The following is a 16,230-nucleotide window of genomic DNA, read 5'->3' on the forward strand; positions in this document are numbered from 1 at the left end:
GTCTCCCGACGGCGGGTCAATTCTTTTAAGCCCCACGGGAACGCCGAGGCGTGTATGCAACAGGTAGACGTCGCCATCGTCGGGGGCGGCCCCGCCGGCAGTTCGGCCGGCCACGCGGCCGCCAGCGAGGGTGCCGACGCCGTCGTCATCGAGAAGGGCGTCCCCCGGGCCGACCGCGAGGACCTCGGCCCCGACTCGACGGACGCCGCCGGTATCCTCGATTACTGGGTCGACATCATGAACCTCGGCGAGCCGATTCCCGAGCACGTCAAACACCAGGAACTCGACGCCGCGGAGTTCATCGGCCCCTCGGAGACACTGGAGTTGACCTCGACCGGTATCCCGTCTTCCTACCCCAACTTCGGGTTTACCCTCCACCGCGCCCGCTTCGACGACTGGCTCCGCGAGCGCGCCGAAGACGCCGGCGCCGAATACCGCGTCGGCACCGGCGTCGCCGAGGTCGAGACCGACCTGACCGGGCCGCCCACCCACACTCTCACGCTCCGGGACGGCACCGAAATCGAGGCCGACTACCTCGTCCTCGCCGACGGCCCCCAGCGAACCATCACCGGTACCGTCCTCGAAGACTGGCTCGACGACGCGGCGATGTCGCGACTCGACTCCCGGAAGACCAACCACATCGCCTATCAGGAGTACCGCCGGATTCCGGAGGAACTGTTCGAGGACGACCGCATCAAGTTCTGGTGGGGCTACATGCCCGGCCACACCGCCTACCCGTGGGTCTTCCCGAACGACGACCCCGTCGCCCGCGTCGGCCTGACGATGCCCATCGGGATGGACCTCGACGACGTGGAAAACCGCGAGGAGTACTGCCTGCTCCGCCCCGAGGACGACCGCGTCCCACAGGGTGGCACCTACATCCAGCGTCTGCTCCAGCGGGAGTACCCGGGCTACGACCTCGACGACTTCCCGCTGGTCGAGAACCGCGGCAAATCCGGCGGCACCGAGACCTACCCCATCTCCTCGACGCGACCCATCGAGTCGCCGACAGCCGCCAACGTCGCCGTCGCCGGCGGCGCGATGGGCGCGACCTCCGAGTTCCACGAGGGCGGCGACCACGTCGCCATCCGAACCGGCCAACTCGCCGGGCGGCTGGCCGCACGCGGCACCCTCGACAGCTACAACGACCTGTGGCACGACGCCATCGGCGACGAAATCCGCCGCAACTGCGTCTTCGCCGACATGGTCCGCGGCTACGAACCAGACGACTGGGACACCATGTTCGGCCTCGTCAGCAACGTGAAGGGCGACGGCGCCTTCTCGGCCCACGAGGCCGTCTACGCCGGCTGGACCGGCGCGAAGCTCTTTGCGGAATACAAATGGAAGAAGTTCGGGTTCCGGGACGGCCGATACGCCCAGATTCGGGAATCGGAGTACAGCGTTCAGCGTTCCCGGTAACTTAAGCCGACGAACGACCTAGCCCTTCTCGCGCACCTTTAGTCCCCGACGGAGCCGCCCCCACGGGCAGCGATGACGGACCGGAGAACCCGGGTGTGCGACATCATCGCTGGTCACGTTCGACCCGCCCGGCACGAGGGTTAGCCGACCGACCACGGCACGCCGCTTGGAGTGACGTCGGAAGTTAGTGTTCCGGGCGTATATTTCGAATTATCGCAGATACGTCTCTATTTCGTCGACGACAGTATCGACGAACTCGTCGGTAACTCGGCCCTGCCACGCTACCAGATCTTCGATTCGTGGCGAGTGGACTGCCCACGGCGAGGCGAACGACTCGTGCGGAACACCACCGACTTCCCACACGTAGGGGCGTAACGCAAGCGAGTCTTCGTACTCCTTCGTCGATACGGCGACCGCGAGGAACTGCTCGTCGACGAACGGGTGTGAACTGTTGTTGACGATCAACCACGGTCGCTGGCTATCCTCACCTAATTTGAACGGATCGGAACTGCGGACCACGTCGCCTCGTTCCGGTTGCATTTATCAGTCCCTCTCGCTGGGATGTGACTCGTCCGGAGCGGCCGCATCCCACTCGTCCGGGTCGACTCCCCCATCCTCGTCGTTGAGCTGCTCCGTCACAGTGTGGAGATCGTACGCATCCTGTACACGTTCCAGATCCCTCGTGATCGCCCAGTACTCACCCTTATGTCTGATGAGGTCACGCTGCTTCAGCCGAGAGAGAGCAGTCCCGACCGTATTCGGATCTTCCCCGATTCCGGTCGCGATTTCCGAGCGGGTGAACGCTTTGTCCCGATTCGCATACAGGTAGACGAGTACCTGCTCAGGAACGCTCGGACCACTCGGAAGATCCCCTGTTTCGAACTCCTCGATACGAACGGGCATATACAGTACTCAGCGTGCTGATGTAATGAATGTACTGCTGTGCCGAAGTTACTGATAGCCAAGACAGGTACACTTTCGCCCTACCGAGCCGACTAGTAGCTTCTTGCCCGGTAGTGTTCAGAACACACGTTTTCGATACAGTTCCGATCCAAGCAGATGCATACTTATAAATGCTGTATTCTTGAGGATTAAGCAATGCCGGCGCAGTTTACGGAGACCTTCGTCCGACTCGTCGGGACGTCGCCAGTGATACAGGCGCTTGCTGGCGGGGTCATCATCGCCCTGATGAACCTCTTCGGTGCGTCGCTCATCCTCGTCTGGCGGAATCCATCCGAGCGGGCCCTCGATGGGATGCTCGGATTCGCGGCCGGCGTCATGCTCGCGGCGGCCTTTACCAGCCTCATCATACCCGGTATCGAGGAGTATTCGGGGGGCAACCCGGTGCCGACGCTGGTCGGCGTCGGACTCGGCGCGCTGTTCCTCGACCGGGCGGACGCGCTGGTCCCTCACGCTCACTACCTGCTGACCGGCGACCGTCGAACTGACGCCGCGGACCCCGAGGTGACGCTACCGGTCACCGACGAGCGACTGGCCGGGGTCGTCCTGTTCATCCTGGCCATCACGCTGCACAACATGCCCGAGGGGCTGGCGGTCGGCGTCGGTTTCGGTGCGGCGGCGAACGACCCGGCACAACTGGGAGGCGCCCTGTCCCTGATGGTCGCCATCGGCCTCCAGAACATCCCCGAGGGACTGGCCGTGTCCGTGGCGGCGATAAACGCCGGCCTCGACCGTCGACTGTACGCCGTCATCGCCGGGATTCGAGCCGGTGTCGTCGAGATTCCGCTGGCGGTGCTGGGAGCCGTCGCCGTGGCGACGGTCGAACCGCTGTTGCCCTACGCGATGGGGTTCGCCGCGGGCGCGATGCTGTTCGTGATATCCGACGAGATCATCCCCGAGACACACCGGAGCGGCTACGAGCGCGTGGCGACGCTCGGCCTCATGGCTGGTGTCATCATCATGCTATATCTGGATATTGCACTGGCCGGCTAATCGTCGAGTTTCGAACAGTCGCGACGACCGAGCGGTTCGATGGGCTGGCTGAAACCGGTTACTCACCGACGACCAGTTCCGCGACGCCGAGGTCCCGGTCGTGCATCTCGCGGATGACGCGGAACGCGAAGGCGTAGCCGGCGACGGTGAGAATCACCGCGATGATGAGGTTGCCGACGAGGAGTCGCGCGACGACCTCCGGGGCGGCGGTGAACGATATCGTGGAGACGGTGACCTCGGGCGGCCCCAGAATCCGGACACCGAGCCAGAAACTGGCCGCGTAGACGCCCCACTTCGCGACCGGGTTGAGGACGACGACGGAGGCGACCAACGCGAGTTTGCTGACGCTCTCGAAGAGGGCCGCGATGACGCCAAAGGCCAGCACGCCGACACCGAAGGTCGGCAGCGCCGTGATGAACACGCCGACCGCGAAACTCCGGGCGACCTGCTGTGGCGTGTGCTCGCCGGCAAAGGCGGTCTCCAGTCGAGACCGAACCCGACGCCGATACGCCGCGAGTCGTCGTGCCATTAGCTGACGATGGACAGGAGAGGTAATGAACGTTTGCCGTCGTTCGGACGCGAGGACTGTCCGCGTCATACGGATTGTTGTAGTCGTTTACCGACGAGCACCCGTACGGTACCGGTGCTCGCCGGTAATTTGTTACAACGATCCGTATCAGTCCCCGACGACGGTCGCTCGGACCGTCTCCGCGAGCCCCGAGAGATGCGCTTGCCCGAACACGGCGACCAGTACCGCCCCCAGCGAGTTGTACAGCAGGTCCTTGACGGTGTCGTCGAGGCCGTGCTGGGCCAGCGGCATATCCACGCCGGTAGCGTGAGCCACGACGTCGAGGCCGAACTCGAAGAGTTCCCAGACGACGCCGAACGCCAGCACGATGACCACGACGTAGGCGAAGTAGAAGCGCCGCGGTAGGTGTATCTCGTCGTTGTGGAGGTCGACGCCGCGGGCGAAGGTGTAGCCGACACCGGCGACGAGCGTCGCCGACATCGCGTGGGTGATGTGGTCCCACCACGGAATCTGCTGGTAGAGACCCGCCGACCCCATCGTGTGCAGAAAGACCGCTAACGTGATCCAGAGGCCGAGCCACGGGTCCAGCGGGATGTCGTAGTTCCGCTCCAGAAGCGACGGGACGAACGTGATACCCAGCGCGATGACGCCGTTGGTGATGGCCTTCGGCGCGCCGAACAGGAGGCCGTAGCCGACGATGGCGACCAGCGTGAGTTGCATCCCGCGGGTGAGTCGACGCTGGTTCCGCGGGGATGGCCGCGGCAACAGCGTCATCGGCGAACCGCCCTCCAGACTCGGCGACTGAGATGCCGACCGCGCCGTCTGAAGTACGCATCGAAGAGGACCCCCGCGACCAGTCCGGCGAGGGTGACGTAGAGCCACTCGACCATCAGGCCGGCGTTGGCGGCCTCCTGTGCGGTGTGGTCGGGCGGAAGCAGGGGTGCGCCCCGTGCTTCGAGGTGACTCAACAGGTTCGTCCCGAAGGTTCGGTCCATACTCCAGCGGACGACCGTCCAGGCGGCCGTCGAGGCCATCGTCGCCATGCCGACGAAGAGCACGGCGAACCAGTGGGTCATCTGCAGTTGGGTGAACATGTGGAGTTCGACGGTGATCAGCAGCGCCAGCGCGGCGACCGACAGGTAGTAGGCGAACAGTCCCAGTTCCCCGCCGACGGTCGCGCGAGCGAGAATCGGTAGCAACGCGAGCACGAGCAACTCCCACGGGAGCATGACCTCCCAGTCGCGGTGGGCGACCGGCGGAACGAGAACGATGACGGCGGTCGTGGCGACGAAGGCCATCCATAGCCGGTCGAAGTCCCAGACGCTCTCGACGAAGGTGACCACCAGCACCGCGACCAGCACCCACGCCAGTATGGCGTTCAGCCGGCTGTTCCGGAACACCTGCGCGAGGACGTCCTCGGTCGACGACCGGTTGGTGTTCGGGCCCTCGGAGCCATCCATATGGACAAACTGGAGGGAAGCACACACTAAAAGACGCCGGCCCACCGGCGGAGACGATGCGACGGGCAGAGACACTCCTCGGGGAGTGGCATAGGACAGTTCACACACGCGTCTTCGAGCGCGGCGTTGAGCAATGCAGTATCAGCAATCGAAGACGTGTGCACGAAACCCCTCCCCCGAATGTCGCCCACCCGGTAGGATGGGCTCGGAAGACAGAGTCGAGTGGTTGGTGGCAAGCCACTTGAGAGAGATGCCCGTAGGTACTCACATGTACGAGGACCTTCTGCTCCCGTTCGATGGGAGCGACGGGGCGGCGGAGGCACTGCATCACGCTGCCGAGATCGCCCACTGGGCCGACGCCACTATCCACGTTCTGTTCGTCGCGGATACGACGCGCGATAGCGTCACGGTCGTCGAAACCGAGGTCGTTGACGCACTCGTTCGGGAGGGCAAGGCCATCGTCGAAGAAGCAGCGAAAACACTGGACACGCTCGGTGTGGACTACGATTCCGACGTCGTCCAAGGGACGCCGGCGCCGACGATCGTCGAGTACGCTGAGCAATACGATTACGACGTGGTCGTGATGCCGACCCAAGGTCGAGAGGGGGTGTCACGATACCTTCTCGGAAGCGTCACGGAGAAGGTCGTCCGTCTGTCTTCGGTCCCGGTTCTGACGACGCGGATGCAGCCCGACGAACAACTGGTGTTCCCCTACGAGAACATCCTTCTTCCGACCGACGGGAGTGCCGGTGCGGTCCACGCCGCCGAGCATGGCCTCTCCATTGCAGCGGCTCTCGATGCGACCGTTCACGTGCTATCCGTCGTCGACGATACCTCGCTGGGTCCGGACGTTCGCTCGACGATTTCGAATCAGGCAAGCGAGCAGGCTGCGACCGATGCCGTTGCCGACCTCGTGTCCGAGGCGGGGACACGCGGCGTTTCGAACACTGTCCGGCACGTCGAACACGGCTCCCCTGTCGAGGTGATACTCGACACCATCGAATCGAACGACATCCATGCCGTCGTGATGGGAACGACGGGGAGGCGCGGCAGTGATCGCATATTACTCGGAAGCGTCGCCGAGAAGACCGTCCGCTCTGCACCAGTTCCGGTCATCACGGTTGGACGCGGCGAGTAGCGGTTCCGTGGGATGGCTCGCGCCTATCGAACTTCCTTGCTTATTTACTGCGAGAGGTGGGTAACTGGGCACGATGACCCCACTGGAGCTCGGCCTCCGCTTGGTCGCTGGTCTCGCTCTCATCCTGACCAACGGCTTCTTCGTCGCCATCGAGTTCGCGCTGACGCGCGCCCGGCAGTTCAGCGAGCAGGAGTTCATCGACGGCAACCCGGCCCTCGAACGGGCCTGGGAGATGACACAGAACCTCGAGATCTACCTGACGACCTGTCAGGTCGGCATCACGGCATCGAGCATCGCGGTCGGTATCATCGCCGAACCCGCACTGGCGGCGTTGTTCGAGCCGTATTTCGCTACCACGCCGCTCGCGTCGGTCGGAGCGGGCGCGATAATCGCGTTCGGAATCATCAACCTCCTCCATCTCACCCACGGCGAACAGACGCCGACCTACCTCGGCGTGGAGCGCTCTCGGATGGTGTGTCGGTACGGAGCGACGCCGCTGTACTGGTTCAACCGGCTCATCTCCCCGCTCATCACGCTCGGCGACTGGATCGCCAAAGCCACGCTCAAGCTGTTCGGCATCGAGATGACCGGGGCGTGGCTGGAAACCGAAGAGGAGGTCCTCGAATCACGAGCCCAGCTCCGCAATCGGGTCCACTCGCTTCTCGAGGAGGGCGAACTCCCCGAGGAGCGCCGCGACGAGGTCCTCGGCGCACTCGACGTCGACGAACTCTCGGTCAGCGAGATCATGGTCCCTGCCGACGACATCATCGCGCTTTCGACCACGCTTTCGGTCGAGGAGAACTTCGACCGCATCCGAAACACGCCACACACCCGATTTCCGCTGGTGGGCGAGGACCTGACGGACTTTCACGGCATCGTGTACGCACCGTCTATCATCGACCACTACGAGGACCTCACGGACGGTGAGGTCTCCTTTACCGAGATTGCAGCACCCCCAATGACGCTCGCCGCGGAGACGAACGTCAGCGATGCGTTCGACCAGTTCCAGGCCGAGGACCAGGAACTCGCGCTCGTCATTCGAGACGGCGACGTCGTGGGACTCCTCACGGCGACGGACGCCCTCGAATCGGTGATGGGCGAACTCGAGGACCCGCTCGACCAGCGGGCATCGACCTGACGCGGCCACCCCTGTTTCCAATCGGCGACAGTGGATGTTGTGCTGCTATAACGGAGTTGTCGAAAAGCCCCGCAGGCCCTCGAATCCGAGGCTCTTAAAGGAAGCGGCAATGGGCAGCACAACATTAAATGGGGTGTGCGTTGACCTACGTACGCAATGGTCGACAAAGACGACCTCCGTCAGCAGTTTATCGAGGCGTTCGAAGGTGCAGACTACCCCGTCAACAGCCCGATGGACCTCGTGCCCGCCCTCCCGCAGGGCCCCGGCACGAAGTTCGAGTCCGGTGACTTCTCCATGACCGCCATGGAGCTCAACACCAAGGGCGGGGACAGCCAGGAGTTCCCGTACGACGACGTCGAGTCGCTCGTCGACGACATCATGGAAGGCCTCGAAGAGCAGGGCGAGATTTAACGCCACACAACCACCCTTTTATATTCGTAGCACCGACCGAATAGCGACTGCTGATGCGACGGAACACGTTCGTCAAGCTCTCGGCGCTGGCGCTCGGGCTCGTCCTCCTGAGTTTCATCGTCATGGGCCTCTCGCGGCTGGTCGTCGCCGCCGACACGGCGAGGCTCATCTCGGCGCCGACGATGCTGGCCGGCGGCGCCCTCATCGTCCTGTTGACCGTCCAGTCGGTGCTCGCCGTCTCCGGTATCCGACCGCTCGAAGAGTGAAACCGCGATTTGAACTATCGCAAGGGGTATTCTACCCCGGTAATAAAGGCCGATAATGAGTCTCCTGCCGAGTCGCCTCGACGTGTCGTCGTCGCCCGACGAGCCGCGCGTGTTGGACATCGACGGCGACGACGCCGGTGACACTTTCGCCGCCCTCGGGTCCGAGACCGCCCGCGAGATGCTGTCGCTCATCTACGAGGACCCGCGGACGCCGGCCGAACTCGAAGACCACGTCGGCACCTCCCTCCAGAACGTCCACTACCACGTCGACCGACTGGAGGACGCCGACCTCATCGAACCCGCCGGCACCGGCTACTCCGAGAAGGGCAACGAGATGACCGTCTACGGCCCGGCCAGCGAGGCCGTCGTCCTCTTTGCCGGCGACGAAGACGACGGGTCCCGCCTCCGGGACCACCTCAAGCGCCTGTTCGGCCTCGCCGCGACGGTCGCCGTCGCGACTATCGTTTTCGCCGTCGCCCACGACTGGCTGACCGAAGACCCGAGTCAGGAACAGGTGACCTTCCAGAGCACTACCGACGCCGCAGAAAGTGCCGACTCCGGCGCCGCGGCCCTCACCGCACTCGACCCCGTCCTCGCCTTCTTCCTCGGGGCCTGTGCGGTCGCCGTCGCCGTCGCGGCGTGGTGGTACCTATACGACCGGTTGTAGTCCTTTCTCGGCGCGCGCCGACCCGTACTGGCGCGCGCCGGAAACCGTTACAACCGGCCGTATCACACCTCGGCTTCGGTCGCGGGCGCAGTCTCGATGAGCCGGGCGATATCCTCCGGCAGGCTCTGTTCGCCTGCCGGCGTCCGGACGGTGACGAGGCCGAACGGCGCGATTTCGAGGACTTCGAGTTCGGTACCCGGCTCGATGCCCGCGTCCGCGAGGTAGCGTAGCTCCTCGTCGCCCTGATGGCGGATGCGTCGGACGACGACCTCGTCGCCCTCCTCGGCGGCCGACAGCCGGCAGGTGTCCTCGCTCTCCGGCAGTCGGAGGTCCGCGTCCGGAATCGGGTCGCCGTGGGGGTCGACGCCGGGGTTGCCGAGCACCTCGGCGATGCGTTCGGTCAACTCGTCGGAGACGTGATGTTCGAGGCGGTCGGCCTCCTCGTGGACGTCAGCCCAGTCGTAATCGAGCTGTTCGGTGAGGAACGCCTCCAGCAGGCGGTGATGCCGCAGAATCTCGAGGGCGACGACCTCGCCCTCGTCGGTGAGCGTCACGCCGCGGTACTCCTCGCGGTCGATGAGACCCCGGTCTTCCAGCTTACCGAGCATGCTGGAGACCGTCGGCGAGGTCACGTCCATGTAATCAGCCAACTCGGAGGTGCCCACCCGTTCGCCGGTCTCGTTCTGGATGGCGTAGATGGCCTTTATGTAGTCCTCCATCACGGCGCTCAGCATTACGCCACCCTTGGCGACTCGGAGGGATAGTGTTTTTCGTCCGATGAGTGGCGGAGGGTCGCGACCCTTCGATTCTCGCGTCCGGCCTCACGAGCAACTCGCGTTTCCGACCCCCGCAGATAATCCCGGACTGGTAACAGGAAGCCGAGCAGATATGTTGACCGGAAAGCAACCTCTGAAATAAAATTGGATGTTCTTCGAACTTTATCGAGTATATAGAACAATTCACAGGAATACTGTCGGTACCCGGAGCTTTATATGATAATCGTAAGACAGCCACGTCAGAGAGTTCCAAACGCATGAATGTCAGGACAGTTAGAGAAGCGCGTTGGTTCGAATCGGTCATCGGGACCGGAGACGTGGTTTCAGAACGTACTGGGCGGGGCAAGTCGTCATGAACGTCGGCATTCCGAGGGAGACGGCAGCCGGCGAGAGTCGCGTCGCGCTAACTCCCCCCATTGCCGAGTCACTCATCGACGACGGCCACGAAGTCTACGTCGCTTCCGAGGCCGGCGAGGCGGCCGACTGGAGCGACGAACAGTACGAAGCCGCCGGCTGTACGGTCGTCGCCGACCGCGACGACGTGTTCGAGGCGGCCGATGTCGTCTTTCAGGTTCAGGCACTCGGCGCGACTGACACCGAAACCGACCCCTATCGGGACGGCCAGGTCGTCATCGGCCTGCTCGGGCCATACGACGTCGAAGAGGAGACCCTCGCCGAGTTGGCCGACCGGAACGTCAGCGCGTTCGCCCTCGAGTTGATGCCGCGAATCAGCCGCGCCCAGAGCATGGACGCGCTGTCCTCGCAAGCCAGCCTCGGCGGATACAAGGCCAGTCTGATGGCCGCCGAAGCGTTGCCGAAGATGTTCCCCATGGAGATGACCGCCGCCGGGACCATCCAACCCGCAGAGGTCTTCGTCATCGGGGCCGGCGTCGCCGGACTGAAAGCCATCACGACTGCCGAACGCCTCGGCGCCTCGGTTCGGGCCTACGACATCCGACTCGAGGTCAAACAGGAGGTCGAAAGCCTCGGAGCGGATTTCGTCGAACTCGACCTCGAAACCGACGGCTCCGGCGACGACGAGGGCTACGCCCGCGAGATGGACGAGGAGTTCTACGCCGCCCAGCGCGAGGAACTGAACCGCGTGGTCCCGGAGTCGGACGTCGTCATCACGACCGCGGCCATTCCGGGCGCACCCGCGCCCGAACTGGTCACCGAGGAGATGGTCGCCCAGATGGATTCCGGGTCGGTCATCGTCGACCTCGCCGCCGAAACCGGCGGCAACTGTGAACCCACCGTCGCCGGCGAGACGGTCACCTACGAAGGGGTCACGATATTCGGCCACACGAACCTGCCGGCGACCGTCAGCCACACCGCCAGCGACCAGTTCGCCAACAACGTCACCAACTTCCTCGAAAACCTGCTGACCGACGGCGACCTCGACTTCGACTTCGAGGACGAGGTCATCGATTCGACGCTACTCACACACGATGGAACGGTACGAGCACCACACCGTGACGACGAGGACACAGCGGACGCAAGCGAGGATGCCGACACGGAGGCGGATGACGATGCGTAATCCGAAGGGGGTGACGCGATGACACTTGTTCAGAACCTGACATTGTTCGTCCTTGCGGCCTTCGTCGGCTACGAGATTATCACCAAGATTCCGACGAACCTCCATACGCCGCTGATGTCCGGCGCCAACGCCATCTCGGGTATCACACTGATTGGGTCGGTCGTCGTCGCCGGGTCGGGCTCGGATTCGCTCGCGACCGTCCTCGGCTTTCTGGCGGTCGTGATGGCGACGGTGAACGTCGTCGGCGGCTACCTCGTCAGTCACCTGATGCTCGACCAGTTCAGCACGGGAGGGGCTGACCGATGAGTGCCGTCCTCGGGGGCTTCCCGGAGTGGGTGCTCTCGCTCGCGTATCTCGTGGCCGGGGTGATGTTCATTCAGGGACTGCGTGACATGACCCATCCCCGGACGGCGACGCGTGGAAACGCCACCTCGGCGGCGGGGATGGCCCTAGCCGTCGGCGTCACCGTCCTGTGGTTCGATATCCTGTCGCCGCTGGTCCTGTTCGGCGGGTTACTCGTCGGCACCGTCATCGGAACGTGGCTGGCTCTGACCGTCGAGACGACGGAGATGCCACAACTGGTTGGGGTGTTCAACGGGTTCGGCGGCGGTGCCTCGGCACTAGTTGCTGGCGCCGAACTGACCCAACTATTCAACGGGACCAGGACGCTGCCTGTCGACGTGACCGCTGCCGCAGCGATAGCCGGCATCATCGGGGCCGTCACCTTCTGGGGCAGCCTCGTCGCCGCCGGGAAACTACACGGGATAATCGGCGGCGCCATCCGGTATTCCGGCGAACACGTCGTCAAGGTCGTCTTCCTTTTGGGGGCCGTCCTCAGCGGTCTCGTACTCATCGTCCAGCCGGAACTGTTCGGGTCGGTGCCGACAGCAGACTGGATTCCCTCCTACTGGGTGCTGGTCGCGGCGGCGTCGGTCCTCGGCGTGCTGCTGGTCATCCCCATCGGCGGGGCCGACATGCCGGTGGTCATCGCACTCCTGAACTCCTATTCCGGGTTGGCGGCCGCAACGACCGGCTTCGTCCTGAACAACACGGTGTTGATTATCGCCGGGACGCTCGTCGGGGCCTCGGGGATGATTCTGACGATCATCATGTGCGAGTCGATGAACCGGTCGCTGACGAACGTCCTCTTCGGCGGGTTCGGCGAGGACGCCAGCGGCGGCGAGGACATGGACGACATCTACGAGGGGAACATCACCGAAACGTCCCCCGAGGAGGTGGAGATGCTGCTGGACGTGGCCGACCGGGTCGTTATCGTGCCGGGCTACGGGATGGCCGTCGCCCAGGCACAGCACGCCGTCGCCGAGTTGGCCGAGTTGCTCGACGAAAACGGCGTCGACGTCGAGTTCGGCATCCACCCCGTCGCCGGTCGGATGCCCGGCCACATGAACGCGCTGCTGGCCGAGGCCGACGTGTCCTACGACAAGATGCGGGAACTCGAGGCGGTCAATCCGACGTTCTCCGAGACGGACGTGGTCATCGTGACGGGGGCCAACGACGTGGTGAACCCCCGCGCCAACGAGGACGACTCCAGTCCCATCGCCGGCATGCCGGTCCTGAACGTCACCGACGCGCGCTCGGTCATCGTCAACAAGCGCAGCCTCAGTCCCGGGTTCTCGGGCATCCCGAACCCGCTGTTCGCCGACGAGGACACCAGCATGCTGTTCGGCGATGCCAAAGAGTCCATGCAGGAGTTGGTCAACCACTACAAGGAATCCTCCTGAATCCGGGACCGAATCCCCGTTTCGAGCCACAGAGCCCACGGAACCGAAGCGCGTGGTGAAATCGCGGGCTATCTGCCCGAGACCGTCGGTCGTGACGGGCCTTGGTATCGGTTGACCAACGTACGTATTTGATGCTCCAGCGTCAACACGCACCCGATGGTCGGCACCCAGTACGTGTTGCTCCGTTCGGTCCACGTCCTCGGTAGCGGACTCTTGGTCGGTGGCTCGGCGGTCCTGTGGCTCGCCATCCGAGCGGGCGGGGACGTGTCCGTCCGAACCGTGACCTGGTTCGAGGCCGCGTTCTGGGGCGTCTTCGGTGTAATCGTGTTCACCGGTATCGGGAACCTCGTCGGGTTCGGAACCCCGACCGCGGGGAGACGCGAGGTGACACTCACGGTCAAACTGAGCAGCGTCCTCGTAATCGCGGTCGTCTCGCTCGTCCGGTCGTTCGCCGTCGCCGAACGGCTCCGAGACGGCGCACGTACCGTGACCGAACGACGACTCGGAACGCTCTATGCTGCGACAGCGTGGCTGACCGCGGTCGTCATCCTTCTCGCGGGGGTGCTCGCCCGTGGATGACCGCCAACTCGAGGCCTGGACCGTCGGGACGGGAACGCTCGTCCTGCTCGTCGTCGGGGCCGTCCTCACCGGACACGTGACCGGCGGATTGCGAGCGGCCCTCGACGTGGTCGGAACCGCCTCGGCCGGGTTCCTGTTCGGCTACCTGTGGTTACTCGTTATCGTCGCAGGGCGGTTCGCGCTTCCGTCAGAAATCCGGACCGACGACCCCCTCAACGCGGTCGGCCGCGCCGCCGGCGTCGGTGGCGCCACCGCGCTCGTCTACCTGACGGTCGTCCTGATAATCGGCTTCGTCTCGCCCACTCCGGTTCCGGTCGAGCAGGGACCGGCCCCCGTGTTCCGAACCGTCGCTGTCGTGACCGCGATAGGCGGCGTCTCGGGGCCGATACTCGTCTCGTTTCTCGTCGCCGTTCACCGAATCGGCGCCGCTATCTGATCCGGATGCTCGTCAACGGGAGCGGACGCGAGCGGTCCGCCATCAGGTAAGGACTGCCAGAAGCGCCTTGTCTATCTCGAACAGCAACGCGATACCGGTCGCGACGAGCGCGTAGCCGCTCACGCGGCGAATCACCGACGGCCGGTCGAGGGAAGTGACGTATCCCGTGAGCGTATCGCCCGCCCGCCGGCCGCCGTAGGCGACGACGAGGAGGGGCCCGGAGAAGCCGACGCCGTAGCTGAAAAGCAACGTCGCGCTTCCGGTGACGTTCCCGGAAGTGCCGACGTACGCGAGGACGCTCCCGAGGATCGGGCCGACGCAGGGCAGCCAGATGAACCCGAGGAACAACCCGAGTACGAACCCTCCGACGAGCGGGTGATGGGCGCGCTCGACGGCGGTCGTGAACTCCGTTATCGGGGCGGTAATCCGGGAGGCGTACGTCGTGTAGGCCGAATGGAGGCCGTCGTCGGCCATCACCGCACCGAAGACGATAATCAGCACGACGAACGGCACCCGGAACGTATCGGGCGTAATCGACCCGATAGCTGCCGTCGAGATACCGAGTGCGGTAAAGGACGTGATACTCCCGGTGACGATGGCCAGCGGCCGGAGTCGATGACCGGCACTCCCCGCGAGTAACGGTGGCAACATGGGAAGACAACACGGCGTCAGCGCGGTCAGCACGCCGGCGACGAGCACTGCGGCGATTCCCGGTGTCTCGAGCATCCCTGCAGTAGCCTTTCGACATCCGGCCAAAGAATGTAGCGGTTGGTCGAAACCCGATATGGGAAATCGGTTCGCTATTCGTCGTCGTTTTCGACTTCAGCGTCCCGAAGCGGCTGGTCGTAGCGGTCGACGTCCTCGGGAATCTGGGACTCGTTGAGTTCCTGGGTTCCCGTCGGGATACCAGCCAACTGGAGCTTCTTCTTCATGGGGTTCATCTCGTAGCCGAGGTTCTCCTGGGTTCGGTCGTAGTAGATGCCCTCCTCGGGTGCTCCGCTCGGGAAGTCCTGGGACTTCTCGGGGAATTCGGGACGGTCGTGGCCGTTCATGAAGCCGGCGATGTCGTGAACGTTGCGCCAGTCGCTCACCGAATGGGGACTGCCGTACGGCATCGCCTCGCGGATGAACGCCGCGGACGTGTACATCCGGCTCATGCCGGCACCGTCGTTGAACGAGCCGGGGCCCCAAAGCGGCGGGCCGACGTCCTCGATACCCTGCCCGTCCTGTCCGTGACAGGACGCACAGTTCTGGAGGTACAGTTCGGCACCACGCACCGGGTTGACCTCCTCGACCGGGACCTTCTCGTCACCTTCCGGCTTGTTCAGGTGCGACCAGTAGGGCTGGCCCTTCGTGGGGACGCCCTCGCTCAGCCACTGCATGTAGGCCTCCATGGCCTGCAGCTCGCGGCTGTCGTAGTCGGGCGCTCCTTCCTCGGAGTCCGGCGAATTCATGCTCCGCTGGAAACACCCGATCAGACGCTGTCGGGTGTCTCGCATCCGGTTGCGCCGGCCCGTCCACTCCGGCAGGTCCGCAGTGGTGCCGACGAGCGGAATCAGGTTGATGTCCTGGCCGACCATGCCGGTCGTCGTCGGCATGTCGCCACCGCCGTGGCAGTTGGCACACGAGAGTTCGTTCCCAACGTGTTCGGGGGCCTCCTCGGAGGTGTTCGCCATGAGCTCGCGCCCGTACATGATGAGTTCCCGCTCGTTCTCATTGTCGGGGAGCGTTGACTCGTTCATCTCTTTCGGGGCGAAGTTTATCTCATCGCCGGCGGTGGCGTTCCGATACCGCATCTCGTCTTTCGCCTCTCCCTCCCGGAGGTCGCCGTCGATGACCTCACGGTTCGGCATCTCGGCCGGCAGGTCGGTCGGTTCACCCGACTCGGCGCCCGCATCGGGTTGGCTGCCGTTTTCGACCTCCGTCTCGGGCGGGCCCGTGTCGTCGGGTCCCTGATATCCGGCACAGCCTGCCAAGGCGACCATCGCGATTGCCCCGATCAGGAGCAATAACTTCCGATCCATCCGTCTATCCGCACCTCGGTCGACGTCCTCGTCTGTTCGCTCGGTCCAGCATATCGCAAGCCACAGCAACCATCAACTAAACTTTTGCCATGAACCGCATCGGAGTTGCGATGGAGTTTTCACTCCCGATTGCTCTTGTTTCTGTATACCCGCCG

Annotated in this window: 20 protein-coding genes; 12 read left to right on the top strand and 8 right to left on the bottom strand. The window is 64.2% G+C overall.

Annotated features, from left to right (window positions below; genetic code table 11):
* Positions 1 to 54: 54 nt before the first annotated feature.
* Entirely contained in the window at positions 55 to 1,419 is a 1,365-nt protein-coding gene (locus tag U5914_RS02405; RefSeq protein ID WP_336133881.1) for an NAD(P)/FAD-dependent oxidoreductase, read from the top strand.
* Between the two features lie 210 nt (positions 1,420 to 1,629).
* On the opposite strand, the gene U5914_RS02410 is transcribed toward U5914_RS02405, so the two are convergent.
* Both U5914_RS02410 and U5914_RS02415 read right to left on the bottom strand, forming a co-directional pair.
* Entirely contained in the window at positions 1,630 to 1,959 is a 330-nt protein-coding gene (locus tag U5914_RS02410) for a hypothetical protein (protein WP_336133883.1), read from the bottom strand.
* A 3-nt stretch (positions 1,960 to 1,962) separates the two neighbouring features.
* Positions 1,963 to 2,322 carry a hypothetical protein gene (locus U5914_RS02415; protein WP_336133885.1) on the bottom strand — a complete coding sequence of 120 codons (360 nt, stop codon included), beginning with the start codon at positions 2,320 to 2,322 and terminating at the stop codon, positions 1,963 to 1,965.
* 195 nt (positions 2,323 to 2,517) lie between these two features.
* Between U5914_RS02415 and U5914_RS02420 the strand changes: the two genes are divergently transcribed.
* Positions 2,518 to 3,372 (top strand): ZIP family metal transporter, encoded by an 855-nt coding sequence (locus U5914_RS02420; protein ID WP_336133886.1) that lies wholly within the window; start codon positions 2,518 to 2,520, stop codon positions 3,370 to 3,372.
* Between the two features lie 58 nt (positions 3,373 to 3,430).
* Here U5914_RS02420 and U5914_RS02425 read toward each other — a convergent pair whose 3' ends face one another.
* The 3 genes from U5914_RS02425 to U5914_RS02435 all read right to left on the bottom strand — a co-directional run bounded on the left by U5914_RS02425 (position 3,431) and on the right by U5914_RS02435 (position 5,361).
* Positions 3,431 to 3,901: a DUF2062 domain-containing protein gene (locus U5914_RS02425; RefSeq protein WP_336133887.1), complete on the bottom strand. Its 471-nt coding sequence runs from the start codon at positions 3,899 to 3,901 to the stop codon at positions 3,431 to 3,433.
* Positions 3,902 to 4,048: 147 nt separating this feature from the next.
* A complete protein-coding gene (locus U5914_RS02430) occupies positions 4,049 to 4,675 on the bottom strand; it encodes a DUF2238 domain-containing protein (protein WP_336133888.1) in 627 nt (208 codons plus the stop codon).
* Positions 4,672 to 5,361 carry a hypothetical protein gene (locus U5914_RS02435; protein WP_336133889.1) on the bottom strand — a complete coding sequence of 230 codons (690 nt, stop codon included), beginning with the start codon at positions 5,359 to 5,361 and terminating at the stop codon, positions 4,672 to 4,674. Before U5914_RS02435 ends, U5914_RS02430 begins: the two co-directional genes overlap by 4 nt.
* 268 nt (positions 5,362 to 5,629) lie before the next feature.
* Between U5914_RS02435 and U5914_RS02440 the strand changes: the two genes are divergently transcribed.
* From U5914_RS02440 to U5914_RS02460, 5 genes are all read left to right on the top strand, one after another.
* Complete coding sequence (locus U5914_RS02440; protein ID WP_336133890.1) at positions 5,630 to 6,499, top strand: universal stress protein; 870 nt, start codon at positions 5,630 to 5,632, stop codon at positions 6,497 to 6,499.
* A gap of 73 nt (positions 6,500 to 6,572) precedes the next feature.
* Complete coding sequence (locus U5914_RS02445) at positions 6,573 to 7,637, top strand: hemolysin family protein (protein ID WP_336133891.1); 1,065 nt, start codon at positions 6,573 to 6,575, stop codon at positions 7,635 to 7,637.
* Positions 7,638 to 7,793: 156 nt separating this feature from the next.
* Positions 7,794 to 8,048: an MTH865 family protein gene (locus U5914_RS02450; RefSeq protein ID WP_336133893.1), complete on the top strand. Its 255-nt coding sequence runs from the start codon at positions 7,794 to 7,796 to the stop codon at positions 8,046 to 8,048.
* A 53-nt stretch (positions 8,049 to 8,101) separates the two neighbouring features.
* Positions 8,102 to 8,314 carry a hypothetical protein gene (locus U5914_RS02455; RefSeq protein ID WP_336133895.1) on the top strand — a complete coding sequence of 71 codons (213 nt, stop codon included), beginning with the start codon at positions 8,102 to 8,104 and terminating at the stop codon, positions 8,312 to 8,314.
* A gap of 55 nt (positions 8,315 to 8,369) precedes the next feature.
* A complete protein-coding gene (locus tag U5914_RS02460; protein ID WP_336133896.1) occupies positions 8,370 to 8,981 on the top strand; it encodes an ArsR/SmtB family transcription factor in 612 nt (203 codons plus the stop codon).
* Positions 8,982 to 9,043: 62 nt separating this feature from the next.
* Here U5914_RS02460 and U5914_RS02465 read toward each other — a convergent pair whose 3' ends face one another.
* Positions 9,044 to 9,715 (bottom strand): metal-dependent transcriptional regulator, encoded by a 672-nt coding sequence (locus U5914_RS02465; RefSeq protein ID WP_336133897.1) that lies wholly within the window; start codon positions 9,713 to 9,715, stop codon positions 9,044 to 9,046.
* A 394-nt stretch (positions 9,716 to 10,109) separates the two neighbouring features.
* Between U5914_RS02465 and U5914_RS02470 the strand changes: the two genes are divergently transcribed.
* From U5914_RS02470 to U5914_RS02490, 5 genes are all read left to right on the top strand, one after another.
* Positions 10,110 to 11,294, top strand: a complete 1,185-nt coding sequence (locus U5914_RS02470; RefSeq protein ID WP_336133898.1) for a Re/Si-specific NAD(P)(+) transhydrogenase subunit alpha — start codon at positions 10,110 to 10,112, stop codon at positions 11,292 to 11,294.
* Positions 11,295 to 11,312: 18 nt separating this feature from the next.
* Positions 11,313 to 11,600 carry an NAD(P) transhydrogenase subunit alpha part 2 gene (locus U5914_RS02475; protein ID WP_336133899.1) on the top strand — a complete coding sequence of 96 codons (288 nt, stop codon included), beginning with the start codon at positions 11,313 to 11,315 and terminating at the stop codon, positions 11,598 to 11,600.
* On the top strand, positions 11,597 to 13,036 hold the full coding sequence (locus U5914_RS02480) for an NAD(P)(+) transhydrogenase (Re/Si-specific) subunit beta (RefSeq protein WP_336133901.1): 1,440 nt from the start codon (positions 11,597 to 11,599) through the stop codon (positions 13,034 to 13,036). The genes U5914_RS02475 and U5914_RS02480 overlap by 4 nt, the downstream gene beginning before the upstream one ends.
* 156 nt (positions 13,037 to 13,192) lie before the next feature.
* Positions 13,193 to 13,615 carry a DUF2214 domain-containing protein gene (locus U5914_RS02485; protein ID WP_336133903.1) on the top strand — a complete coding sequence of 141 codons (423 nt, stop codon included), beginning with the start codon at positions 13,193 to 13,195 and terminating at the stop codon, positions 13,613 to 13,615.
* Positions 13,608 to 14,051: a DUF7965 family protein gene (locus U5914_RS02490; protein WP_336133905.1), complete on the top strand. Its 444-nt coding sequence runs from the start codon at positions 13,608 to 13,610 to the stop codon at positions 14,049 to 14,051. The genes U5914_RS02485 and U5914_RS02490 overlap by 8 nt, the downstream gene beginning before the upstream one ends.
* Before the next feature lie 42 nt (positions 14,052 to 14,093).
* Here U5914_RS02490 and U5914_RS02495 read toward each other — a convergent pair whose 3' ends face one another.
* Positions 14,094 to 14,777, bottom strand: a complete 684-nt coding sequence (locus U5914_RS02495; RefSeq protein ID WP_336133906.1) for a cytochrome c biogenesis CcdA family protein — start codon at positions 14,775 to 14,777, stop codon at positions 14,094 to 14,096.
* Between the two features lie 74 nt (positions 14,778 to 14,851).
* Entirely contained in the window at positions 14,852 to 16,075 is a 1,224-nt protein-coding gene (locus U5914_RS02500; RefSeq protein WP_336133907.1) for a c-type cytochrome, read from the bottom strand.
* Positions 16,076 to 16,230: the final 155 nt, after the last annotated feature.

It is taken from the genome of Natronomonas amylolytica (assembly GCF_037031205.1).
Lineage (GTDB): Archaea > Halobacteriota > Halobacteria > Halobacteriales > Haloarculaceae > Natronomonas > Natronomonas amylolytica.